Origin of the sequence: Enterobacter sp. ECC-019, assembly GCF_043974075.1 — a bacterium.
Lineage (GTDB): Bacteria > Pseudomonadota > Gammaproteobacteria > Enterobacterales > Enterobacteriaceae > Enterobacter > Enterobacter asburiae_D.
This window is the reverse complement of sequence record NZ_CP143759.1, coordinates 4,672,999-4,696,146: the sequence shown is the minus strand read 5'-3', so window position 1 is coordinate 4,696,146 and position 23,148 is coordinate 4,672,999. Positions and strand designations below refer to the sequence as shown.

The window sequence follows — 23,148 nt, the reverse complement described above, 5'->3', positions numbered from 1 at the left end:
GCGAAGCGGGGAGGCGCAAGAGGCGCCTCCCGCATGAGGATCAGTCGTGGGCGCCGATTTCGCGCAGAGGACGACCTTTCATAAGGTTACGTTCAATATGTTCCAGAGAAACGTGTTTGGTTTCTGGAACCAGCCAGATAGTCAGCACAATAAAGAAGATATTCAGACCGGCGTAGACCCAGAAGGTGTTCGCGTTGCCCAGGGTATTGAGCATGGTCAGGAACGTTGCGCCGACGATCATGTTGGCAATCCAGTTGGTTGCGGTAGAGCAGGTGATACCAAAATCACGCCCTTTCAGCGGCTGGATCTCAGAGCACAGCACCCAAATCAGCGGGCCAGCGCTCATCGCAAACCCGACGATAAACATCAGCAGCATGCCGACGGCAAAGTACTGGGCGGTTGGTGAGTGAATGCCCACATGCATCATGGTACCGAGGACACCCATACCGGCCGCCATCACCAGGAAGCCCAGCGTCAGGGTTGGCTTACGTCCCCAGCGGTCCACCAGACCGATGGCGATAAAGGTCGCCAGCACGTTGGTCAGACCCACGATAACGGTTCCCCACATCTGCTCGGTGGTGTTGGTATAGCCCGCCAGCTCAAAGATTTTTGGCGCGTAATACATGATGACGTTCATCCCGGTGAACTGCTGCATCACCTGAAGCAGCACGCCGAGGAACACCGCGCGGCGGAAGTTGCTGTTCTCTTTAAACAGCGCCCAGCCGGACTGTTTGACCTTCAGGCTTTCGCGGATCTCTTCCAGCTCGTTTTTCGCTTCGGCGCTGGTGTCGCGCAGGCGCATCAGTACGCGTTCGGCATCGTGGAATCGACGTTTCGCGGCAAACCAGCGCGGGCTGTCCGGCAGGAAGAAGACCCCAATCAGCAGCAGAATGGCCGGGATGATGATCACGCCGAGCATCCAGCGCCATGCGCCGCTGTAGCTAAACGCGGTATCGGAAAGGTACGCGCCCAGAATACCGATGGTGATCATCAGCTGATACATCGAAATCATACTGCCGCGGATTTTCTCCGGCGCGATTTCAGACAGGTAAAGCGGGGCGGTATAGGACGCCACGCCCACGGCCAGGCCGAGCAGCACGCGGGAAACCAGCAGAACCTCTACGTTAGGCGCTGCGGCAGAGAAGAGTGAACCGGCAACGAACAGGATCGCGCCGATCATCAGGCTCTTTTTACGCCCGAGCTTGAAGGAGAGCCAGCCGCTGCCGACGGCACCCACTGCGGCGCCAAACATCATGGAGCTCACCACCCACTCCTGTGTGTGAGCGCTGATCTGGAACTCGTCAGTGATGAAAGGTAATGCACCGGCAATCACGCCGATATCCAGGCCAAAAAGTAATCCTGCCAGGGCGGCGAGGAAACAGACGAAGAATGTCATCGCCTTGTTGGACGTACGCCCCTGTTTTTTATTGTCAGGCATTATGCCCTCCAGTTGGGTTATCAGTTTTATTGATGTAAAGGGTAGGTGAGTGACCCGTAAAAATATGTGAGATTAATCACATAGGTGTAATCGGTTACACTAACGCGAAACCGTAAAAATAATTAAAGCTTTGAAAATATAGAGGTAAACGAGGTGATGCGCATCGCGTTTGTTAGAATTTCAGACTTAACTGAAATGAAATGTAACAGCAGAAGAAAGGCGATCAAGCAAAGAGATTATTCTGAAAGCGGTACTTATCGGGTGTGGTGTAATCGATTCCATATGGCGCGCCTTTCAGCCGGGTGGCGGCTGCACCTTACCCGGCCTAAAAATACCGCAAAACCCGTAGGCCCGTGCAAGCGAAGCGCCGCCGGGCAAAGACGATCGCACAAATGCAAAAGGCCAGCCCGAAGGCTGGCCTTTTATAAAGCAGTTGTCAGTCGATTACTTCAGACCGGCAGCTTCACGCAGCAGGGCGGCTTTGTCGGTTTTTTCCCATGGGAAATGCTCGCGACCAAAGTGACCGTATGCCGCGGTTTCTTTGTAGATTGGGTGCAGCAGATCCAGCATCTGAATCAGGCCGTATGGACGCAGGTCGAAGAACTCGCGCACCAGCAGCGTCAGCTGTTCTGAAGGCACTTTTTCAGTACCAAAGGTTTCAACCATGATGGAGGTTGGCTCAGCCACGCCGATAGCGTAGGAAACCTGGATCTCACAGCGGTCAGCCAGGCCGGCAGCAACGATGTTTTTCGCAACATAACGTGCAGCGTACGCCGCAGAACGGTCAACTTTAGACGGATCTTTACCGGAGAACGCACCGCCACCGTGACGCGCCATGCCGCCGTAGGTATCAACGATGATTTTACGACCGGTCAGACCGCAGTCACCCATTGGGCCGCCGATAACGAAGCGTCCGGTTGGGTTGATGAAGAATTTGGTCGCAGAGCTCAGCCATTCGGTCGGCAGAACCGGCTTGATGATCTCTTCCATCACTGCTTCCTGCAGGGATTTCTGATCGATATCTTCGGAGTGCTGGGTAGACAGAACCACCGCGTCAATACCGACGATTTTGCCGTCGTCGTACTGGAAGGTGACCTGGCTTTTCGCATCCGGGCGCAGCCACGGCAGGGTGCCGTTTTTACGCACTTCAGCCTGACGCTGCACCAGACGGTGTGCGTAGGTAACCGGTGCTGGCATCAGCACGTCGGTTTCGTTGGTTGCATAGCCGAACATCAGACCCTGGTCGCCCGCGCCCTGTTCCAGCGGATCGGCACGGTCAACGCCCTGGTTGATGTCGGGAGACTGTTTGCCAATCGCGCTCAGTACCGCGCAGGAGTTGGCATCAAAGCCCATATCAGAATGCACATAGCCGATCTCACGCACCGTGTTACGGGTGATCTCTTCGATATCAACCCATGCGCTGGTGGTGATCTCACCGCCAACCAGAACCATGCCGGTTTTGACATAGGTTTCACACGCTACGCGCGCTTTTGGATCCTGCGCCAGGATCGCATCCAGCACCGCATCGGAGATTTGGTCAGCAATTTTATCAGGATGTCCTTCTGATACGGACTCGGACGTAAACAGGTGTTTTGCCATGTTTTATTTCACCTAAGAGGAATTTGGTTAGCTCAAGCTGCTGTGTGGAATAGCCAAAGGAGATAATTCTACCAAGGCCTGCAGGTTTTTGACACTGGCAGTATGAGTGTTAATCAGTATAGATGGATTAACATCTGGATGGCTATTTTAGGTCACTTCTTCGCCCGATTTCCAGTTTTTTTTGACTAACCTCTCACTCAGTTGAAATTGCGGCTGGCAATAATTCCTGACGGCCCCGGCAACACTCACATTTATCTTTTGCTTTTTACCCCTGTTCTCGGTATAAAACGCGGCGCGCGGCTCATACAAAATAAGCGCTCGATGAACTCATCGTGTCGCCACTTCCAGCCGGGTTAAGCAGTGAACTTTTAGCTTTGGCTTGTGGTCCGTTTCAGCAGAGGCGGCCGTGGAGGTGATACGAGATAATGAACCATCGTTTTCCGCATATTCAGCGCAGCCGTTCTGGCGCGTATTTGATTCCCGCAACCCGCATTTCTAGTCTGCAAACCTGCCGATGTTATACCCATCTCGGCGCTTCTCAGGATTCCAGGGCCGGTCACGCTTTGTGAAAACTGAACAAGGGCGCTCTTGTTAATACAAGAGTTTTCTCGTGGTTTCGCCGAACCTTGTCATACAGAGTTCGGATACGTGTTTTACAATGATATGAATAAGAAACCGGTCGCACGGTCTGGTTTTCAGCATACTCTGCTGGGAAACGGAGCCGTTTATGGGTTGTTATCGCCGTATAACGCTGCGATAGTAGTCAACTGTTTTACACTTAATACAAAGAGTTGAGGTTCGCTATGTCTGACGACATGTCTTCTTTTTCGCCTTCGTCAGCGGGCGAACAGGGTGTACTACGTTCTATGCAGGAGGTTGCGATGAGCTCCGAGGAAGCCAGCAAGATGCTGCGCACTTACAATATTGCCTGGTGGGGCAATAACTACTACGACGTTAACGAACTGGGCCACATCAGCGTCTGCCCGGATCCAGACGTCCCTGAAGCGCGCGTGGACCTTGCTAAACTGGTGAAAGCCCGTGAAGCTCAGGGTCAGCGTTTGCCTGCACTGTTCTGCTTCCCGCAGATCCTGCAACATCGCCTGCGTTCTATTAACGCCGCCTTCAAGCGCGCGCGGGAGTCCTACGGCTATAAAGGCGACTATTTCCTGGTTTACCCAATCAAGGTGAACCAGCACCGCCGCGTAATTGAATCCCTGATCCACTCCGGCGAACCGCTGGGCCTGGAAGCAGGCTCCAAAGCGGAGCTGATGGCGGTTCTGGCGCATGCGGGCATGACCCGTTCGGTGATCGTCTGTAACGGCTATAAAGACCGTGAATACATTCGTCTGGCGCTGATTGGCGAGAAGATGGGCCACAAGGTCTATCTGGTTATCGAAAAGATGACCGAAATCGCCATCGTGCTGGAAGAGGCTGAGCGTCTGAACGTGGTGCCACGCCTTGGCGTGCGTGCGCGTCTGGCGTCGCAAGGTTCCGGTAAATGGCAGTCCTCCGGCGGTGAAAAGTCCAAGTTTGGCCTGGCGGCAAACCAGGTGCTGCAGCTGGTGGAAATTCTGCGCGAGCGCGGTCGTCTGGACAGCATTCAGCTGCTGCACTTCCACCTCGGCTCGCAGATGGCCAACATTCGCGACATCGCCACCGGCGTGCGTGAATCCGCGCGGTTCTACGTGGAGCTGCACAAGCTTGGCGTGAATATTCAGTGCTTCGACGTGGGCGGCGGCCTCGGCGTGGACTACGAAGGGACCCGCTCGCAGTCTGACTGCTCGGTGAACTACGGCCTGAACGAATACGCGAACAATATCATCTGGGCGATCGGCGATGCCTGTGAAGAGAACGGCCTGCCGCACCCGACGGTGATCACCGAATCCGGTCGCGCGGTGACCGCGCACCATACGGTGCTGGTCTCTAACATCATCGGCGTTGAGCGTAGCGAAATCTCCGAGGCAACGCCTCCGGCAGACGATGCCCCGCGTTCCCTGCAAAGCATGTGGGAAACCTGGCAGGAGATGCACGAGCCGGGCACGCGTCGTTCCCTGCGCGAATGGCTGCACGACAGCCAGATGGACCTGCATGACATTCACGTGGGTTATTCTTCAGGCACCTTCAGCCTGCAGGAGCGCGCGTGGGCGGAGCAGCTTTACCTGAACATGTGCCATGAAGTGCAGAAACAGCTCGACCCGAGCAACCGCGCGCACCGTCCGATTATCGACGAGCTGCAGGAGCGTATGGCGGATAAGATTTACGTCAACTTCTCGCTGTTCCAGTCGATGCCGGATGCCTGGGGTATCGACCAGCTGTTCCCGGTTCTGCCGCTGGAAGGGCTGAACCACGCGCCGGAACGCCGTGCGGTGCTGCTGGATATCACCTGTGATTCCGACGGCGCTATCGACCACTACGTTGACGGCGACGGTATTGCGACGACGATGCCAATGCCGGAATACGACCCGGAGAACCCGCCGATGCTGGGCTTCTTTATGGTCGGCGCGTATCAGGAGATCCTCGGCAACATGCACAACCTGTTCGGCGATACCGAAGCGGTGGACGTGTTCGTGTTCCCTGACGGCAACGTTGAAATCGAGCTGTCCGATGAAGGGGACACCGTGGCGGACATGCTGGAATACGTTCAGCTGGATCCGAAAAAACTGCTCACCCAGTTCCGCGACCAGGTGAAAAACACCGGTCTGGACGATGCGCTCCAGCAGCAGTTCCTGGAAGAGTTTGAAGCGGGTCTGTACGGGTACACTTACCTGGAAGACGAGTAGCCGCTGATGCCCGGTGGCGCTGCGCTTACCGGGCCTACGAATGTAGGCCGGATAAGGCGAAGCCGTCATCCGGCAGAATGCGATACTCACTTGAACCCGTATGCATTACCGGCGATAATTCGCCCCAATAAGCGATTTACGAATCAATCCCTTCCTCGTCGGGTTTAACGACGCGGAGGGGATTTTTTTTCATCTGTTTTTAATGTATCGACTTTAAAAGAGGTCAGGACATGAGCACTTTAGGTCATCAGTACGATAACTCTCTGGTATCTAACGCGTTTGGTTTTTTACGCCTTCCGATGAACTTCCAGCCGTACGACAGTGACGCTGACTGGGTGATCACCGGTGTACCGTTCGATATGGCAACATCCGGTCGTGCGGGCGGTCGTCACGGCCCGGCAGCGATTCGTCAGGTTTCCACTAACCTGGCCTGGGAGCATAACCGCTTCCCGTGGAACTTCGACATGCGCGAGCGCCTGAACGTGGTGGACTGTGGTGACCTGGTGTACGCCTTCGGCGACGCGCGTGAGATGAGCGAAAAGCTGCAGGCGCACGCCGAGAAGCTGCTGGCTGCCGGTAAGCGCATGCTCTCCTTCGGCGGCGACCACTTCGTGACCCTGCCGCTGCTGCGCGCCCACGCGAAGCACTTCGGTAAAATGGCGCTGGTGCACTTCGATGCGCATACCGACACCTACGCGAACGGCTGTGAGTTCGACCACGGCACCATGTTCTTCACCGCGCCGAACGAAGGTCTGATCGACCCGAATCACTCCGTGCAGATCGGTATTCGTACCGAGTTCGACAAAGACAACGGCTTCACCGTGCTGGATGCGGGCCAGGTTAACGATCGCGGCGTCGATGACATCATCGCTCAGGTGAAGCAGATCGTGGGGGATATGCCCGTGTATCTGACCTTCGATATCGACTGCCTGGATCCGGCATTTGCACCGGGAACCGGTACGCCGGTCATCGGCGGTTTGACCTCAGATCGTGCCATCAAGCTGGTGCGCGGTCTGAAGGACCTGAACATTGTCGGGATGGACGTGGTGGAAGTGGCGCCTGCGTACGATCAGTCCGAGATCACTGCGCTGGCCGCAGCGACTCTGGCGCTGGAAATGCTCTACATTCAGGCTGCTAAGAAAGGCGAGTAAGCCTCGACTGGCGTGAAAAAAACCTCTCTCTTGAGAGGTTTTTTTATTGTCTTTAGAACACGTTAAACGGGTATTCCACGTAAGCGCGGATCTCATCCCCGCCCACGTTGTACTCGCTGGCGTTGCTGGAGACGCGCAGTACGGAGTAGCGCAGTTTCAGCTTCAGATCCTTCGCCGGACCATCCTGCACCTGGTACTGGATCTGGTTAAACCACTCGTGCTCTTTGCCATTGCTGGTTTCAGAGGTTTTGATGTTATCGCCGCGCACGTAGGCGGTGGTCCAGCTCAGGCCCGGTAAGCCAAGGCCGCCAAAGTCCAGACCGTAGGATGCCTGCCAGGAACGTTCATCTTCGCCGTTAAAATCAGACCAGTAGGAGTTTGCCAGCCAGATAGTGTTACCGCCGTCACCCACGCCACCCTTGTCGCGATAGCCGCCGTAGTTGTAGCCGGTGCTGCCGCTGCTCTGCTGGTACGCCACTTTGAACGTGTGAATGTCCCAGATGTAGCTCGCCGCCAGGCTCCAGATGGTGTTGCTGCGGCCCGTGTCGAGGTTGTCAGCGTAACCCTGATCAAGACGGGAGTTATAACCGTTGAAGTCGAGCACCAGCTGCTGCCCGGTGCTGAACGGTTGTTTGAAGTTCATGCCCAGGTACTGCTTGTTCATCACCTCTTCATTATGAGAGGCGTACAGCGCGCCGCTGAACTGGTCGTTAAACTGATAGCTCGCACCGCCGAAGGAGAGGCTCTTCAGTCCGCTGTCGTGGCGGTCATCGCTTTTACGCTGCTCGTCGGTGAAGTAACCGGCGTTGACTTCCAGACCGTCGATCTCTTTCGAGGTGAGCATGGTGCCGGTGTAGCTTTCAAACAGCAGGCGGGAGCTGTCTGCATTGATGATAGGCAGCTCAGGACGCTGATTTCCGTAGCTCAGCACGGTGTTTGATATGCGCATTTTGGCGGTAGCGCCAAACTTTGCAAGATCGGATTTTGCCCGGCCATCGTCTTCCTGTTTAAAGAAGTCGATACCGCCTGCGCCGCTTTTGCCACGGCCGCCGTCCAGGCGCACGCCGTATTGAGCAATACCGTCCACACCAAAGCCCACCAGCCCTTCGGTATAGCCGGATGCAAACGTGGCGATGATCCCCTGACCCCATTCGGCTTTGTCCTGCTGGCCCTGATGGTAGTCGCGGCTGATATACGCATTGCGTAAAAACAGATCCAGATGGCTGTCGTCAATAAAACCCTGGCTGTCGGATTGCTGGCTTGCAGCGGCAGGTAATGCGGCAAATAAACTTAAAGCAATTAATGATAATTCTTTTTTCACGGAGGGAACGTCTCTGTCTGGATATATTAATTTGAATAACTGCGGGGGTGATAATTACCGGAAAAAGTAACCTTTGCAATAATTATGTGACCAGACATTTCAATGTGACAGGACAGATTTGGCGGGGCTTTCAGGGGTGTTATCGATACGTGCTGTTAAGTTAACAATTCATGCGAAATAAAAAGGAGGCAAAACTGCCTCCTTCTGAAATTATTTAATTCCGTCTGCGGCCATCCGGTCGCGAATATGCTGTGCGCGTTCTTCCGAAGCCGGGTGATCGTCAAACATGGAGCTTTGGCGTCCTGCTTCCAGCCTGGCCAGTTTTTCGAAGCTGGTGGCTAAACCTGATGGATTAATGCCGCGTTTGCGCAACAGATCGTAGGAGTAGTCATCCGCCTCGGACTCCTGACGCTGTGAGAACTGAGAGTTAACCAGCTTTTCACCCACGTCGCCAAGCTGTGACTGCGACAGGCTGCCAACGATACCGCCCGCTGAAGCCGCCGCTGCGCGGATGGCATTGGTACCCAGGGCAACCTGCATCCCTTTCTTCACGTGGCCCAGGGCAACGTGGCCCATTTCATGGCCGATGACCGCTTCCACTTCGTTGTCGGTCATCATGTCCATCAGCCCGCTATAGACGCGGATACAGCCGTTCGCCATCGCGAAGGCGTTCACGTCTTTCGCCATGTACACCTTGTAGTTCACCGGCTGGCCGTTGATGTTGTCGCCCAGCGCGGAAGCGATCTTATTCAGACGCTGCGTGTAGGTACTGTTAGCCGGCGCAAGCGTGGCTTTTCCGTCCATATCTTTACAGGCCTGGTCGCTCAGCGCTTTCACCTGCGCATCGCTCAGGGAATAGGCCTGAAAGGCCTCTGCGCCTGACGTCATCAGACCGTTAGAATCCATATTCTGACAGCCGCTCAGCAGGAGCGTTGTACCCAGGGCCAGCACTATTGCACGCATTTTCATGAGGTTGCTTCCGTACTCGTTAATCTGAATAAAATCCGAAAAGTGCACCGTCAGCGAAGCCGGTGTCGGGCTAAGTATAAGGAATATCGACAGAGCCGGGCGAGTAGATTGCGCAACATGCGAGCATGATCCAGAGATTTCTTAACAAGCAAAAGAATGCTCCATGTACATGACTTGCGGCTTGGGTTACATTGTTGGCACTTTTTTCCGGCGTAGCCCAAAACGCGCTGTCGTCAAGGGCATGGCCTTTAACAGTCCGATCTGGAGTTAAAATGTCCTCACGTAAAGAGCTTGCTAATGCTATTCGTGCGCTGAGCATGGACGCAGTACAGAAAGCCAAATCCGGCCACCCAGGGGCTCCTATGGGTATGGCTGATATCGCCGAAGTCCTGTGGCGTGATTTCCTGAACCACAACCCGCAGAACCCGTCATGGGCTGACCGCGACCGCTTCGTGCTGTCCAACGGCCACGGCTCTATGCTGATCTATAGCCTGCTGCACCTCACCGGCTACGATCTGCCAATCGAAGAGCTGAAAAACTTCCGTCAGCTGCACTCTAAAACTCCAGGTCACCCGGAAGTGGGTTACACCGCTGGCGTAGAAACCACCACCGGCCCGCTGGGTCAGGGTATTGCTAACGCTGTGGGGATGGCGATTGCTGAGAAGACGCTGGCGGCGCAGTTCAACCGTCCTGGTCACGACATCGTAGACCACTTCACCTACGCGTTCATGGGCGACGGCTGCATGATGGAAGGCATTTCTCATGAAGTGTGCTCCCTGGCAGGTACCCTGAAGCTGGGCAAACTGGTTGCGTTCTATGACGACAACGGTATCTCCATCGACGGTCACGTTGAAGGCTGGTTCACCGACGACACCGCAGCACGTTTCGAAGCCTACGGCTGGCACGTTGTGCGTGGCGTTGATGGCCACGATGCTGACTCGATTAAACGTGCAGTGGAAGAAGCGCGCGCTGTGACGGACAAACCGTCCCTGCTGATGTGCAAAACTATCATTGGCTTCGGTTCGCCGAACAAAGCCGGTACTCACGACTCCCACGGCGCACCGCTGGGCGACGCGGAAATCGCACTCACCCGTGAAGCACTGGGCTGGAAACACCCTGCATTCGAAATCCCATCAGAGATCTACGCTCAGTGGGATGCAAAAGAAGTAGGCCAGGCGAAAGAAGCGGCCTGGAACGAGAAGTTCGCTGCCTATGCGAAAGCGTTCCCACAGGAAGCGGCTGAATTCACCCGTCGTATGAAAGGCGACATGCCGTCCGACTTCGACGCGAAAGCGAACGAGTTCATCGCTAAGCTGCAGGCGAACCCGTCTAAAATCGCGAGCCGTAAAGCGTCTCAGAATGCGATTGAAGCGTTCGGTCCATGGCTTCCAGAATTCCTGGGCGGCTCCGCTGACCTGGCGCCATCTAACCTGACCCTGTGGTCTGGTTCTAAGCCAATCAACGAAGATACTGCCGGTAACTACATCCATTACGGTGTACGTGAATTCGGTATGACTGCGATTGCCAACGGTATCTCCCTGCACGGTGGTTTCCTGCCGTACACCTCTACCTTCCTGATGTTCGTTGAATATGCACGTAACGCTGTGCGTATGGCCGCGCTGATGAAACAGCGTCAGGTGATGGTCTACACCCACGACTCTATCGGTCTGGGCGAAGATGGTCCAACTCACCAGCCGGTAGAGCAGGTGGCTTCCCTGCGCGTGACCCCGAACATGAGCACATGGCGTCCATGTGACCAGGTTGAATCTGCGGTGGCGTGGAAATACGGCGTTGAGCGTCAGGACGGCCCAACCGCGCTGATCCTCTCCCGTCAGAACCTGGCGCAGCAGGAACGTACGCCAGAGCAGCTGGCGAACATCGCTCGCGGTGGTTACGTGCTGAAAGATAGCGCGGGCCAGCCAGAGCTGATCTTCATCGCCACCGGTTCTGAAGTTGAACTGGCTGTGGCAGCGTGGGAAAAACTGACTGCCGAAGGCGTGAAGGCGCGCGTGGTTTCCATGCCGTCTACCGACGCGTTCGACAAGCAGGATGCCGCTTACCGTGAATCCGTCCTGCCTAAAGCGGTTTCCGCTCGCGTGGCAGTAGAAGCGGGTATCGCTGACTACTGGTTCAAATATGTGGGCCTGAACGGTGCCATCGTCGGTATGACCACCTTCGGTGAGTCTGCTCCGGCAGAGCTGCTGTTCGAAGAGTTCGGCTTCACCGTTGAGAACGTTGTCGCGAAAGCGAAAGAACTGCTGTAATTGCTGTTTTGCCCGGTGGCGCGCTAGCGCTTACCGGGCCTACAAATGGCACGAAAGTAGGCCGGGTAAGCGCTAGCGCGCCACCCGGCTTTTTTGTAGGCATTATTCCACCTAAAATGTGACGCAAGTCATATAGCTCGCTTATTCATCTGGACAGACATTCCTTTTATTTCCCGATTCGCTTATTCTTGCTGAAGCGTTTCAGTCGATTAAATGTTCGACAATTGACCAATCAATCGCAGTTTGTGACAGCAAGGATTCCCCTTCGGGCGTAGCTGGATTACTCTTTCAGCCACCTCAAACTCAGGGATTGCTTTGCAGGAGATCTATGACCGTACGCGTAGCGATTAATGGCTTCGGTCGCATCGGACGTAATGTGGTTCGTGCTTTATATGAATCCGGACGTCGGGCGGAAATAACCGTGGTGGCAATCAATGAACTGGCGGATGCTACGGGCATGGCGCATTTGTTGAAATATGACACCAGCCACGGACGCTTTGCCTGGGATGTTCGCCAGGAAAGAGATCAGCTTTTTGTGGGTGATGACGCTATTCGTGTGCTGCATGAGAACAGCATCGCCGGGCTACCCTGGCGTGAACTGGGTGTGGATGTGGTGCTTGACTGTACCGGTGTCTACGGCAACCGCGAACATGGCGAAGCGCATCTGGCTGCCGGCGCGAAAAAAGTCCTGTTTTCTCATCCCGGCAGTAACGACCTCGACGCGACCGTCGTGTTTGGCGTCAACCAGCATGAGCTGCAGGCCGAACACCGCATTGTTTCCAACGCCTCCTGTACCACCAACTGCATTATTCCGGTCATCAAACTGTTAGACGATGCGTATGGCATTGAATCCGGCACCGTGACCACGATTCACTCCGCCATGCACGATCAGCAGGTTATCGACGCCTACCATCCGGATTTACGACGCACTCGCGCGGCGAGCCAGTCAATCATTCCGGTGGATACAAAACTGGCGGCAGGGATCACCCGAATTTTTCCGCAGTTTAATGACCGGTTTGAAGCGATTGCCGTGCGTGTCCCAACGATTAACGTCACCGCAATCGACCTCAGCGTGACGGTGAAAAAACCGGTAAAAGCCAGTGAAGTCAACCTGTTGCTGCAAAAAGCGGCGCTGGGAGCATTTCATGGTATAGTTGACTATACGGAATTACCGTTGGTCTCAGTAGATTTTAACCACGACCCGCACAGCGCCATCGTTGATGGCACGCAAACGAGAGTCAGTGGCGCACACCTTATCAAGACGCTGGTCTGGTGTGATAACGAATGGGGCTTTGCTAACCGAATGCTCGACACCACGTTAGCAATGGCCGCTCAAGGTTTCAGGTAAGACGCATTGTGCGTCTGCAAAACTTTAAGAATCAACGAGAGGATTCACCATGTCTGTAATTAAGATGACCGATCTGGATCTGGCTGGTAAACGCGTTTTCATCCGTGCCGATCTGAACGTACCGGTTAAAGATGGCAAAGTGACCAGCGACGCGCGTATCCGTGCATCTCTGCCAACCATCGAACTGGCTCTGAAGCAGGGCGCTAAAGTGATGGTCACCTCCCACCTGGGGCGTCCAACTGAAGGCGAGTACAACGAAGAGTTCTCTCTGCTGCCAGTGGTTAATTACCTGAAAGACAAACTGTCCAGCCCGGTTCGCCTGGTGAAAGATTACCTGGACGGTGTTGAAGTTGCTGCCGGTGAACTGGTTGTTCTGGAAAACGTTCGCTTCAACAAAGGCGAAAAGAAAGACGACGAAACCCTGTCCAAAAAATACGCTGCGCTGTGCGACGTATTCGTGATGGATGCCTTCGGTACGGCTCACCGTGCACAGGCGTCAACCCACGGTATCGGTAAATTCGCAGATGTAGCGTGTGCGGGTCCTCTGCTGGCTGACGAACTGGAAGCGCTGGGTAAAGCACTGAAAGAACCTGCTCGTCCAATGGTGGCTATCGTTGGTGGTTCTAAAGTTTCTACCAAACTGACCGTTCTGGATTCTCTGTCTAAAATCGCTGACCAGCTGATCGTTGGCGGTGGTATCGCGAACACCTTCGTTGCCGCTCAGGGCCACAACGTGGGTAAATCCCTGTACGAAGCAGACCTGGTTGACGAAGCTAAACGCCTGCTGACCACCTGCGACATCCCGGTTCCAACTGACGTTCGCGTAGCGACCGAGTTCTCCGAAACCGCAACCGCGACCCTGAAATCTGTAAACGACATCAAAGATGAAGAGCAGATTCTGGACCTGGGCGACGTTTCTGCACAGAAACTGGCTGAAATCCTCAAAAACGCAAAAACTATCCTGTGGAACGGTCCTGTTGGCGTGTTCGAATTCCCGAACTTCCGCAAAGGTACTGAAATCGTTGCTAACGCTATCGCAGACAGCGAAGCGTTCTCTATCGCAGGCGGTGGTGACACCCTGGCAGCAATCGACCTGTTCGGTATCGCTGACAAAATCTCCTACATCTCCACTGGTGGCGGCGCATTCCTCGAATTCGTGGAAGGCAAAGTTCTGCCAGCAGTAGCAATGCTCGAAGAGCGCGCTAAGAAGTAAGCCATTCAAGGGCAGGGAAACCTGCCCAATTTTCAGCGCGCTTTTAAGAGCTCGCACCTTTTCTAACGGCCGAAGATACAGGACTAAGCAACATGTCTAAAATTTTTGATTTCGTAAAACCTGGCGTTATCACTGGTGATGACGTACAGAAAGTGTTCCAGGTAGCTAAAGAAAACAACTTCGCTCTGCCAGCAGTTAACTGCGTGGGTACCGACTCCATCAACGCCGTACTGGAAACTGCTGCTAAAGTTAAAGCTCCAGTTATCGTTCAGTTCTCTAACGGCGGCGCTGCGTTCATCGCAGGTAAAGGCGTGAAAACTGACATTCCTCAGGGTGCTGCAATCCTGGGCGCTATCTCTGGTGCGCACCACGTACACCAGATGGCTGAACACTACGGTGTTCCAGTTATCCTGCACACTGACCACTGCGCGAAGAAACTGCTGCCGTGGATCGACGGTCTGCTGGACGCGGGTGAAAAACACTTTGCGGCAACTGGCAAGCCACTGTTCTCTTCTCACATGATCGACCTGTCTGAAGAGTCACTGCACGAAAACATCGAAATCTGCTCCAAATACCTGGCGCGCATGGCCAAAATGGGCATGACCCTGGAAATCGAACTGGGTTGCACCGGCGGTGAAGAAGACGGCGTGGACAACAGCCACATGGACGCTTCTGCACTGTACACCCAGCCAGAAGACGTTGATTATGCTTACACCGAGCTGAGCAAAATCAGCCCACGCTTCACCATTGCAGCGTCCTTCGGTAACGTACACGGCGTTTACAAACCAGGTAACGTGGTTCTGACCCCGACTATCCTGCGTGATTCTCAGGAATACGTTTCTAAGAAACACAACCTGCCGCACAACAGCCTGAACTTCGTCTTCCACGGCGGTTCCGGTTCTTCTGCTCAGGAAATCAAAGACTCCGTAAGCTACGGCGTAGTGAAAATGAACATCGATACCGACACCCAGTGGGCAACATGGGACGGTATCCTGCAGTACTACAAAACCAACGAAGCTTACCTGCAGGGTCAGCTGGGCAACCCGAAAGGCGAAGACCAGCCGAACAAGAAATACTACGATCCGCGCGTATGGCTGCGCGCTGCCCAGACTTCTATGATTACTCGTCTGGAGCAGGCATTCAAAGAGCTGAACGCGGTAGACGTTCTGTAATTTGAGCTGCTAACAGCATCAGAAGGCCCGCAAATGCGGGCCTTTTTTTATGCTTTTTCAATACCCTGCCAGGCCGGTTTTTGTGATCTGTTTGGCAATACTTGCGCTTTTTGTTTACCCTTTACGGACCTGCCTGTCTCCATGGGGGATGGATTTTGTGTTTTGGTTTAACAAAAGGAAGAATAAATGGAACAACTCGATGTTGTAGACAGCATCAATAACGCCGGTAACTGGCTGGTGCGCAACCAGGCGCTGCTGCTGAGCTATGCCGTGAACATCGTCGCGGCGATTGCCATCATCATCGTCGGGATGATCGTGGCGCGTATCGTATCGAACGCGGTTAACCGCGTAATGCTGGCCCGTCACATTGACGCCACGGTGGCTGACTTCCTCTCCGCACTGGTGCGCTACGGCATTATCGCCTTTACGCTGATTGCGGCGCTGGGCCGTGTGGGCGTGCAGACCGCCTCCGTCATTGCCGTTCTCGGTGCCGCTGGTCTGGCTATTGGTCTGGCGCTGCAGGGCTCGCTTTCAAACCTGGCGGCAGGCGTCCTGCTGGTCACCTTCCGTCCGTTCCGCTCCGGAGAATACGTTGACCTTGGCGGCATTGCCGGGACCGTGCTGCAGGTGCAGATTTTCTCAACCACCATGCGTACCGTCGATGGCCGCATCGTGGTTGTGCCGAACGGGAAAATCATCGCGGGCAACATCATTAACTTCTCCCGTGAACCGGTGCGTCGTAACGAACTGATTATCAGCGTGGCGTACGACTCCGATATCGATCAGGTGAAGTCGCTGATTAGCAACATCATTGCTTCAGACGATCGCATTCTGAAAGATAAAGAGCAGACGGTTCGCCTGAACGAACTGGGCGCGTCCTCGATTAACTTCGTGGTGCGTATCTGGAGCAAGAGCAGCGATCTGCAAAACGTGTACTGGGACGTGCTGGAACGCATTAAGCGCGACTTTGACGCCAACGGCATCAGCTTCCCGTACCCGCAGATGGACGTAAACGTCAAAAAAGTTAAAGAAGCAGAATAACTTCACCCGTAGGCCCGGTAAGCGTTAGCGCCACCGGGCTTTATTTTTATAAGTGCTGCTAATCCCCAATTAATATTATCAATTTCCTCTAATGTAATTCGCGCAGTATAGTCACCTTCCAGAAGAATACTGTGAGAATTTCGTCATGTTATCCTATTACTTTCAGGGGCTTGCCTTAGGTGCGGCCATGATCCTTCCCCTCGGCCCGCAAAATGCATTCGTGATGAACCAGGGCATCCGCCGCCAGTATCATCTGATGATTGCCCTGCTATGCGCGGTTAGCGATTTACTGCTGATCTGTGCCGGGATTTTTGGCGGCAGCGCATTGCTGATGCAGTCTCCCTGGCTGCTGGCGCTGGTCACCTGGGGCGGCGTGGCGTTTCTGCTCTGGTATGGTTTTGGTGCCCTGAAAACGGCGACGAGCAGCAACCTCGAACTGGCGAGCGCGGAAGTCATGAAGCAGGGCCGCTGGAAGATTATCGTCACCATGCTGGCGGTCACCTGGCTTAATCCGCATGTTTATCTGGACACCTTCGTGGTGCTGGGCAGCCTGGGCGGGCAACTGGACGTTGAGCCGAAACGCTGGTTTGCGCTTGGCACGGTCAGCGCCTCTTTCCTCTGGTTCTTCGGTCTCGCCATTCTTGCCGCATGGCTGGCACCTCGTCTGCGTACTGCCAAAGCCCAGCGCATCATCAACACTCTGGTGGGGCTGGTGATGTGGTTTATTGCTTTTCAGCTGGCAAAAGAGGGGATTCACCACGTTCAGGAATTGTTCAACTAATCCTTGTCTTATGGACAACTGAACAAGACCCGCTAAGCTTGCTGGCATGCGCCCTGTTAATGGGCACTCTTCGCAACATGGAGGAATAACAGTGAAGTTTAAGGTGATGGCCCTGGCGGCATTAGTAAGTTTTGGTGCGGTGTCGGTGCAGGCAAGTGAACTGCCGGATGGCCCGCACATCGTCACTTCAGGCACCGCAAGCGTGGACGCGGTACCCGATGTTGCAACGCTGGCAATTGAAGTCAATGTCGCTGCGAAAGATGCGGCAACTGCCAAGAAGCAGGCTGACGATCGTGTTGCGCAATACCTCTCTTTCCTCGAGCAGAACGGTGTAGGTAAAAAGGATATCAACTCCGCGAATCTGCGTACTCAACCTGATTACGACTACCAGAATGGTAAAAGCATCCTGAAAGGCTACCGTGCCGTGCGTACCGTTGAAGTGACCGTGCGTCAACTGGATAAGCTTAACTCGCTGCTGGATGGCGCGCTGAAGGCGGGTCTGAACGAAATTCGTTCCGTGTCGCTGGGCGTTGCGCAACCGGAGAAATACAAAGATGAAGCGCGTAAAGCGGCGATTGATGATGCCATTCACCAGGCGGAACAGCTGGCTTCTGGCTTTAAGAGCAAGCTCGGCCCGGTTTACAGCGTGCGTTACCACGTCTCTAACTACCAGCCAAGCCCGATGGTACGAATGATGAAGGCTGATGCAGCCCCGGTGTCCGCTCAGGAAACTTACGAGCAGCCAACCATTCAGTTCGACGATCAGGTGGATGTGGTCTTCCAGCTGGAACCTGTTGCAGCACAGCCGAAACCGGCTCAGTAATCTGTAGGCCGGGTAAGGCGAAGCCGCCACCCGGCTTATTTTTAATCCTGTCTCAGCACCTTGTGCCCAAACGCCAGCAGCGCGTCGGTGACGTTGCGCATCATACGGCTTTCCGGCGCAAAACGGTGCCAGTAGAGCATCCGACGCTGATACAGCCCCGGCGTTAAGTCAATCAGCTCACCGCTTTTCAACTCTTTCTCAATCTGCAGATGCGGGATCATGCAGCAGGTGGTGCCCTGACGCGCAAGCTGCACAAAGGCTTCTGACGAGTTAACGATATGGCACGGCACGCTGCCCGGCGGCAGATCGAAATTTTGCTGCAGGAACGCCTGATGCATATCGTCCAGATGGTCGAACGCCACGGCAGGAGCTTTCAGCAGCGCGGCGCGGGTGACGCCGTTCGGGAAGTAGCGATCGGCAAAAGCTTTTGACCCCACAAACAGGTAGTCCAGGGCGCCCAGCTGATCGACAAGACAGCTTGGCAGCGCCTGAGGCTGAATACTGACCGCCCCAACCACTTCACCGCGACGCAGGCGTTCCTGGGTACGGGTCTCATCTTCAACCTGGAGATTCAGGCGGATAGGGGAGTCTGCTAATACCGGCGCAAGGGCCGGCAGCAGCCAGGTTGCCAGACTGTCGGCGTTGACCGCCAGAGAGAGCAGCAGCGGCGTAGAGCCCGTTTGTTCGTCACCCAGCCACTCGTCTTCCAGCAGTTCAACCTGGCGCAGCAGGGCGAGGAGCTTTTGCCCCTGTTCGGTTGGACGTGGCGGCACGGTACGCACCAGCAGCGGCTGGCCGAACATGTTTTCAAGCTGTTTGATACGCTGTGATACGGCGGACTGGGTGATGCAAAGCTTTTGCGCCGCGCGCTCAAAACCGCGTTCACGAATAACTGCATCAAGTGCCTGTAGTGTTCTGTAGTCCGGACGTTTCATTGCTCTGGCTGGCTCCTTAATTTTGCTTATTCTGCACTATGACACAATTTTCCCTTTGTGGCAGACGAATTCCATTCGACGTGTTCTATAATGCGCCCTGAGTTTTCACACCACAGGCAAAACGATCATGACGCAGGATGAACTGAAAAAAGCAGTAGGATGGGCCGCTCTCCAGTACGTGCAGCCGGGTACCATTGTCGGTGTCGGTACAGGATCCACCGCGGCACACTTTATCGATGCGCTGGGCACGATGAAGGGGCAAATCGAGGGCGCGGTTTCCAGCTCTGATGCTTCCACGGAAAAGCTGAAAAGCCTCGGCATTACCGTTTTCGATCTCAACGAAGTGGATCGTCTGGGGATTTACGTTGATGGTGCGGATGAAATCAACGGCCACATGCAGATGATCAAAGGCGGCGGCGCGGCGCTGACGCGCGAAAAAATCATCGCCTCCGTTGCGGACAAGTTTATCTGCATCGCGGATGCCTCCAAGCAGGTCGACATTCTGGGTAATTTCCCGCTGCCGGTGGAAGTGATCCCGATGGCGCGTAGCGCGGTTGCCCGTCAGCTTGTTAAGCTGGGCGGTCGTCCGGAATATCGTCAGGGTGTCGTCACCGACAACGGTAACGTGATCCTCGACGTTCACGGTCTGGAAATTCTTGACGCGATTGCGCTGGAAAATGCCATCAACGGTATTCCAGGCGTAGTAACCGTAGGGCTATTCGCCAACCGTGGCGCGGATGTGGCGCTGATCGGCACCGCTGACGGCGTGAAAACCATCGTAAAATGATCTGACGGGGGGAGTCCTCCCCCCGCTAAAAAAATTTTGAAAAGCTAAATTCGGTGACTTGTGTCACGTTTTTCAGCCTCTTTTGCCGATCCTGCCGCGTTTGTAAATTTCCATAGCATTTTACTCTGACATTTTGCTCTGGATGACTTTTCTTCAGAGTGCCGACGCAAACGTTCATATTGCTGCAATAGTTTTTTTTGATATGTTGGCTACAGCGGATTCATATCCAGCACAACATCAGTTCAGACAAAAACAGGGTCGGGTAAATGGCAAAGGTATCACTGGAGAAAGACAAGATTAAATTCCTGCTGGTCGAGGGCGTGCATCAAAAAGCAATCGATAGCCTTCGTGCGGCAGGTTACACCAACATCGAATTTCACAAAGGCGCGCTCGATACTGAAGAGCTGAAAGCGTCCATTCGTGATGCCCACTTCATTGGCCTGCGATCCCGTACTCATCTGACTGAAGATGTTATTGCCGCGGCGGAAAAACTGGTGGCTATCGGCTGCTTCTGCATCGGTACTAACCAGGTTGACCTGAATGCTGCCGCCAAACGCGGTATTCCCGTCTTCAACGCCCCGTTCTCCAACACCCGTTCCGTGGCGGAGCTGGTGATTGGCGAACTGCTGCTGCTGCTGCGCGGCATTCCAGAAGCGAACGCCAAGGCGCACCGCGGCGTGTGGAACAAACTGGCGTCCGGCTCTTATGAGGCGCGTGGTAAAAAGCTGGGGATTATCGGCTACGGCCACATCGGTACGCAGCTCGGTATTCTGGCGGAATCTCTGGGGATGCACGTGTTTTTCTACGATATCGAAAGCAAGCTGCCGCTGGGTAATGCGACCCAGGTTCAACACCTGTCTGACTTGCTGAACATGAGCGACGTGGTGAGCCTGCACGTGCCGGAAAATGCGTCCACCAAAAACATGATGGGCGCGGAAGAGCTGGCGCTGATGAAGCCGGGCTCACTGCTGATCAACGCCGCGCGCGGCACGGTTGTCGATATCCCGGCACTGGCGGATGCGCTGAAGCGTAAGCATCTGGCGGGCGCGGCCATCGACGTATTCCCGACGGAGCCTGCCACCAACAGCGATCCGTTTACCTCTCCGCTGTGCGAGTTCGACAACGTGATCCTGACGCCACACATCGGCGGTTCTACCCAGGAAGCGCAGGAGAATATCGGTCTGGAAGTGGCGGGTAAACTGAGCAAATACTCCGACAACGGTTCTACGCTCTCTGCCGTGAACTTCCCGGAAGTGTCTCTGCCGCTGCACGGTGGCCGTCGTCTGCTGCACATCCACGAAAACCGTCCAGGCGTGCTGACCGCGATCAACCAGATCTTTGCCGAGCAGGGCGTCAACATTGCCGCGCAGTATCTGCAAACGAACTCGCAGATGGGCTACGTGGTCATTGATATCGAAGCGGATGACGATGTTGCCGAGAAAGCGTTGCTGAGCATGAAGTCTATTGCGGGGACGATTCGCGCGCGTCTGCTTTACTGATGGTGCGGTTTGTGGTGTCGGGTGGCGGCTGCGCCTTACCCGACCTACGCTGAGCATTTGTAGGCCGGGTAAGCGTAAGCGCCACCCGGCTTTATTCTACCAAAGCCACGTTTTACTGGGCGTCACCACCGCAGGCAACGGCACATCCCACTTCTCCACCGGCAACGCCTCCACGCCCTGACAATCATGCGCGTAACCCACCGGCTGCAATCCGTACTGCTGCCAGTTTTGCAGCGTCCGGTCGTAAAAGCCGCCGCCCATCCCTAAACGTTGACCCTGTTCATCAAACGCCACCAGCGGCGTAATCAGCACATCCAGCTGTGACAGCGGCAGCACGTCGCGGACGTCGAGTTTCGGCTCGGTGATTTTCAGGCGATTCACCACCAGTTCGCTGTGCGGGTGGTAGTGCAGAAACAGCAGATTCCCCTCGCTAAACGGGTGCAGCACCGGCAGATAGACCTTCTTTCCGGCGCGCCAGAGCTGTTCTATCAGCGGCTGGGTATCCAGCTCTCCGTCAAATGACAGAAACAGCGCAACGGTGTGCGCCATCACGACAGGGGGATACGCCATCATACGGGCGGCGGCCTGCTGGGCAAAATGCGCTTGCTGATCGGCGGTTAACGCACGGCGGCGCTGGCGAATTAACTGACGGATGTCCTGGCGTGAAGCAGAAACTTCAGGGAATTGAGTCATGGTAATCGGTAGAAGAAAAGAGAGGGAATCTCCGAGATGCCGCCGCAGGCTGTAACCCTTGAACCCTTGGTTCAAGGTGAATGTGTCGTCATAGTTTTAAGGCTTCTCGGACGGACCGAGCATGCTCACCAACCATGGAGCGCCACATTCTTGTGGTATGAAATATCGGCTCAGGGGACTGGCCCGCTTGCGAACATCTCAGAGAAATTTTGTCTTCACAGTTACTCTACCATAGTCAACTGAGAAGTGTTATTCAAACTTTGGTCCCGGTCTTTCGGGAGTGCGACCTTGATCAAGCAATGCCTGTTCTATGGTCTGCTGGAGCATTTTAATACGTTGCTCCATGCTTGCCGCGTAGTCGCGGGTCTTCGCTTTTTCCTGAGTCAGTTCATAGCTGATGTTCAACGCGGCGATGAAAACCAGCTGCTCAGTATTTGTGACTCTAGTGCGTTCTTTTAGATCTTGCAACCGCTGATTCAAATCGTCCGCTGCCTGATTCAAAGCATCCCTTTGTTCAGGCGGACAATTCACTCGCAGTGAACGGCCAAAAATCTGGAGATCGACGGGTTGTGCAGACATGCCACCTTCCTGCTGATTGACTGCGCTGCCTTCGCTTACTGCCCCGGGGGCTGCGAAGGGGCGACACTATAGCTACCCTGATGTGAAGATACAAGCCCTTTTCTGGTATCACCAGGGTCCAAAGTGGTAGCATATCATGAAACTTCCCCCCTTTGATGACGAATGCTCATGTCTATACAGAACGAAATGCCTGGTTACAAGGATTTAAACCAGTTACTGAACCAGCAGGGAGTCGGTTTAACCCCTGCCGAAATGCACGGTCTGATCAGTGGCATGCTGTGCGGCGGAAACAGCGACAGCTCATGGCAGCCGCTGATCCACGACCTCACGAATGAAGGGCTGGCGTTTGGTCACGAGCTGGCGGAAGCGCTGCGTAAAATGCACGCCGCAACCAGCGATTCGCTGGAAGATGATGGCTTCCTTTTTCAGCTTTATCTGCCTGAAGGCGACGACGTCAGCGTGTTCGATCGCGCCGATGCGCTGGCCGGCTGGGTAAACCACTATCTGCTGGGGCTCGGCGTGACGCAGCCTAAGCTGGATAAAGTGACCGGCGAAGCGGGTGAAGCGATCGACGACCTGCGTAACATCGCCCAGCTCGGCTACGATGAAGACGAAGACCAGGAAGAGCTGGAAATGTCTCTTGAAGAGATTATTGAGTATGTGCGCGTGGCGGCGCTGCTGTGCCACGACAACTTCACGCGCTCACAGCCGACCGCGCCGGAAATCCGCAAGCCAACCTTACATTAAGAAAAATA

At 54.8% G+C, this 23,148-nt stretch carries 20 protein-coding genes and 1 other RNA gene; 13 read left to right on the top strand and 8 right to left on the bottom strand.

Going from position 1 to position 23,148, the window contains the following annotated elements; genetic code table 11:
• Nucleotides 1-40 precede the first annotated feature (40 nt).
• Entirely contained in the window at nucleotides 41-1,438 is a 1,398-nt protein-coding gene (galP, locus tag V1566_RS22235; RefSeq protein WP_023309123.1) for a galactose/proton symporter, read from the bottom strand.
• A gap of 444 nt (nucleotides 1,439-1,882) precedes the next feature.
• Entirely contained in the window at nucleotides 1,883-3,037 is a 1,155-nt protein-coding gene (gene metK, locus V1566_RS22230; protein WP_010435443.1) for a methionine adenosyltransferase, read from the bottom strand.
• A gap of 663 nt (nucleotides 3,038-3,700) precedes the next feature.
• Here metK and yqgB point away from each other — a divergent pair.
• From yqgB to speB, 3 genes are all read left to right on the top strand, one after another.
• Complete coding sequence (gene yqgB, locus V1566_RS22225) at nucleotides 3,701-3,832, top strand: acid stress response protein YqgB (protein ID WP_127312443.1); 132 nt, start codon at nucleotides 3,701-3,703, stop codon at nucleotides 3,830-3,832.
• A gap of 8 nt (nucleotides 3,833-3,840) precedes the next feature.
• On the top strand, nucleotides 3,841-5,817 hold the full coding sequence (gene speA / locus V1566_RS22220; protein WP_023309121.1) for a biosynthetic arginine decarboxylase: 1,977 nt from the start codon (nucleotides 3,841-3,843) through the stop codon (nucleotides 5,815-5,817).
• Nucleotides 5,818-6,047: 230 nt separating this feature from the next.
• On the top strand, nucleotides 6,048-6,968 hold the full coding sequence (gene speB, locus V1566_RS22215) for an agmatinase (protein WP_014071686.1): 921 nt from the start codon (nucleotides 6,048-6,050) through the stop codon (nucleotides 6,966-6,968).
• Between the two features lie 52 nt (nucleotides 6,969-7,020).
• On the opposite strand, the gene V1566_RS22210 is transcribed toward speB, so the two are convergent.
• Nucleotides 7,021-8,289, bottom strand: a complete 1,269-nt coding sequence (locus V1566_RS22210; RefSeq protein ID WP_395304644.1) for an OprD family outer membrane porin — start codon at nucleotides 8,287-8,289, stop codon at nucleotides 7,021-7,023.
• 210 nt (nucleotides 8,290-8,499) lie between these two features.
• A complete protein-coding gene (locus V1566_RS22205) occupies nucleotides 8,500-9,258 on the bottom strand; it encodes a M48 family metallopeptidase (RefSeq protein ID WP_252046810.1) in 759 nt (252 codons plus the stop codon).
• A gap of 272 nt (nucleotides 9,259-9,530) precedes the next feature.
• Between V1566_RS22205 and tkt the strand changes: the two genes are divergently transcribed.
• The 7 genes from tkt (at nucleotide 9,531) to V1566_RS22170 (ending at nucleotide 17,900) form a co-directional block, all read left to right on the top strand.
• Entirely contained in the window at nucleotides 9,531-11,522 is a 1,992-nt protein-coding gene (gene tkt / locus V1566_RS22200) for a transketolase (protein ID WP_395304643.1), read from the top strand.
• Nucleotides 11,523-11,850: 328 nt separating this feature from the next.
• Nucleotides 11,851-12,870 (top strand): erythrose-4-phosphate dehydrogenase, encoded by a 1,020-nt coding sequence (epd, locus tag V1566_RS22195; protein WP_395304642.1) that lies wholly within the window; start codon nucleotides 11,851-11,853, stop codon nucleotides 12,868-12,870.
• Nucleotides 12,871-12,919: 49 nt separating this feature from the next.
• A complete protein-coding gene (gene pgk / locus V1566_RS22190; RefSeq protein ID WP_032660073.1) occupies nucleotides 12,920-14,083 on the top strand; it encodes a phosphoglycerate kinase in 1,164 nt (387 codons plus the stop codon).
• Between the two features lie 92 nt (nucleotides 14,084-14,175).
• On the top strand, nucleotides 14,176-15,255 hold the full coding sequence (gene fbaA, locus V1566_RS22185; protein WP_029739216.1) for a class II fructose-bisphosphate aldolase: 1,080 nt from the start codon (nucleotides 14,176-14,178) through the stop codon (nucleotides 15,253-15,255).
• A 186-nt stretch (nucleotides 15,256-15,441) separates the two neighbouring features.
• A complete protein-coding gene (mscS, locus tag V1566_RS22180) occupies nucleotides 15,442-16,296 on the top strand; it encodes a small-conductance mechanosensitive channel MscS (RefSeq protein WP_024906566.1) in 855 nt (284 codons plus the stop codon).
• Between the two features lie 145 nt (nucleotides 16,297-16,441).
• Complete coding sequence (argO, locus tag V1566_RS22175) at nucleotides 16,442-17,077, top strand: arginine exporter ArgO (protein ID WP_395304641.1); 636 nt, start codon at nucleotides 16,442-16,444, stop codon at nucleotides 17,075-17,077.
• A gap of 91 nt (nucleotides 17,078-17,168) precedes the next feature.
• Nucleotides 17,169-17,900, top strand: a complete 732-nt coding sequence (locus tag V1566_RS22170; RefSeq protein WP_008499728.1) for an oxidative stress defense protein — start codon at nucleotides 17,169-17,171, stop codon at nucleotides 17,898-17,900.
• A 41-nt stretch (nucleotides 17,901-17,941) separates the two neighbouring features.
• Here V1566_RS22170 and argP read toward each other — a convergent pair whose 3' ends face one another.
• Nucleotides 17,942-18,835, bottom strand: coding sequence for a DNA-binding transcriptional regulator ArgP (argP, locus tag V1566_RS22165; protein WP_181620688.1), 894 nt, complete (start codon nucleotides 18,833-18,835; stop codon nucleotides 17,942-17,944).
• Between the two features lie 127 nt (nucleotides 18,836-18,962).
• On the opposite strand from argP, the gene rpiA reads away from it, so the two are divergent.
• The gene (rpiA, locus tag V1566_RS22160) at nucleotides 18,963-19,622 is read left to right on the top strand and encodes a ribose-5-phosphate isomerase RpiA (protein ID WP_003860091.1); all 660 of its coding nucleotides are present in this window, start codon (nucleotides 18,963-18,965) and stop codon (nucleotides 19,620-19,622) included.
• 266 nt (nucleotides 19,623-19,888) lie between these two features.
• Nucleotides 19,889-21,121 carry a phosphoglycerate dehydrogenase gene (serA, locus tag V1566_RS22155; protein ID WP_048991660.1) on the top strand — a complete coding sequence of 411 codons (1,233 nt, stop codon included), beginning with the start codon at nucleotides 19,889-19,891 and terminating at the stop codon, nucleotides 21,119-21,121.
• A 96-nt stretch (nucleotides 21,122-21,217) separates the two neighbouring features.
• On the opposite strand, the gene V1566_RS22150 is transcribed toward serA, so the two are convergent.
• From V1566_RS22150 to zapA, 3 genes are all read right to left on the bottom strand, one after another.
• Complete coding sequence (locus V1566_RS22150; RefSeq protein ID WP_395304640.1) at nucleotides 21,218-21,814, bottom strand: 5-formyltetrahydrofolate cyclo-ligase; 597 nt, start codon at nucleotides 21,812-21,814, stop codon at nucleotides 21,218-21,220.
• Nucleotides 21,815-21,838: 24 nt separating this feature from the next.
• Nucleotides 21,839-22,022, bottom strand: a non-coding RNA gene (gene ssrS, locus V1566_RS22145) — 6S RNA.
• A gap of 41 nt (nucleotides 22,023-22,063) precedes the next feature.
• The gene (zapA, locus tag V1566_RS22140; protein ID WP_014071673.1) at nucleotides 22,064-22,393 is read right to left on the bottom strand and encodes a cell division protein ZapA; all 330 of its coding nucleotides are present in this window, start codon (nucleotides 22,391-22,393) and stop codon (nucleotides 22,064-22,066) included.
• A 168-nt stretch (nucleotides 22,394-22,561) separates the two neighbouring features.
• On the opposite strand from zapA, the gene V1566_RS22135 reads away from it, so the two are divergent.
• Nucleotides 22,562-23,140: a YecA family protein gene (locus V1566_RS22135; protein WP_395304639.1), complete on the top strand. Its 579-nt coding sequence runs from the start codon at nucleotides 22,562-22,564 to the stop codon at nucleotides 23,138-23,140.
• The last annotated feature ends 8 nt before the right edge of the window (nucleotides 23,141-23,148 follow it).

What these genes read in the sequence shown, in the direction of transcription:
- galP (WP_023309123.1), bottom strand. Translation starts at nt 1,438, where the DNA reads ATGCCTGACAATAAAAAACAGGGGCGTACGTCCAACAAGGCGATGACA.
- metK (WP_010435443.1), bottom strand. Translation starts at nt 3,037, where the DNA reads ATGGCAAAACACCTGTTTACGTCCGAGTCCGTATCAGAAGGACATCCT.
- yqgB (WP_127312443.1), top strand. Translation starts at nt 3,701, where the DNA reads ATGAATAAGAAACCGGTCGCACGGTCTGGTTTTCAGCATACTCTGCTG.
- speA (WP_023309121.1), top strand. Translation starts at nt 3,841, where the DNA reads ATGTCTGACGACATGTCTTCTTTTTCGCCTTCGTCAGCGGGCGAACAG.
- speB (WP_014071686.1), top strand. Translation starts at nt 6,048, where the DNA reads ATGAGCACTTTAGGTCATCAGTACGATAACTCTCTGGTATCTAACGCG.
- V1566_RS22205 (WP_252046810.1), bottom strand. Translation starts at nt 9,258, where the DNA reads ATGAAAATGCGTGCAATAGTGCTGGCCCTGGGTACAACGCTCCTGCTG.
- tkt (WP_395304643.1), top strand. Translation starts at nt 9,531, where the DNA reads ATGTCCTCACGTAAAGAGCTTGCTAATGCTATTCGTGCGCTGAGCATG.
- epd (WP_395304642.1), top strand. Translation starts at nt 11,851, where the DNA reads ATGACCGTACGCGTAGCGATTAATGGCTTCGGTCGCATCGGACGTAAT.
- pgk (WP_032660073.1), top strand. Translation starts at nt 12,920, where the DNA reads ATGTCTGTAATTAAGATGACCGATCTGGATCTGGCTGGTAAACGCGTT.
- fbaA (WP_029739216.1), top strand. Translation starts at nt 14,176, where the DNA reads ATGTCTAAAATTTTTGATTTCGTAAAACCTGGCGTTATCACTGGTGAT.
- mscS (WP_024906566.1), top strand. Translation starts at nt 15,442, where the DNA reads ATGGAACAACTCGATGTTGTAGACAGCATCAATAACGCCGGTAACTGG.
- argO (WP_395304641.1), top strand. Translation starts at nt 16,442, where the DNA reads ATGTTATCCTATTACTTTCAGGGGCTTGCCTTAGGTGCGGCCATGATC.
- argP (WP_181620688.1), bottom strand. Translation starts at nt 18,835, where the DNA reads ATGAAACGTCCGGACTACAGAACACTACAGGCACTTGATGCAGTTATT.
- rpiA (WP_003860091.1), top strand. Translation starts at nt 18,963, where the DNA reads ATGACGCAGGATGAACTGAAAAAAGCAGTAGGATGGGCCGCTCTCCAG.
- serA (WP_048991660.1), top strand. Translation starts at nt 19,889, where the DNA reads ATGGCAAAGGTATCACTGGAGAAAGACAAGATTAAATTCCTGCTGGTC.
- V1566_RS22150 (WP_395304640.1), bottom strand. Translation starts at nt 21,814, where the DNA reads ATGACTCAATTCCCTGAAGTTTCTGCTTCACGCCAGGACATCCGTCAG.
- zapA (WP_014071673.1), bottom strand. Translation starts at nt 22,393, where the DNA reads ATGTCTGCACAACCCGTCGATCTCCAGATTTTTGGCCGTTCACTGCGA.
- V1566_RS22135 (WP_395304639.1), top strand. Translation starts at nt 22,562, where the DNA reads ATGTCTATACAGAACGAAATGCCTGGTTACAAGGATTTAAACCAGTTA.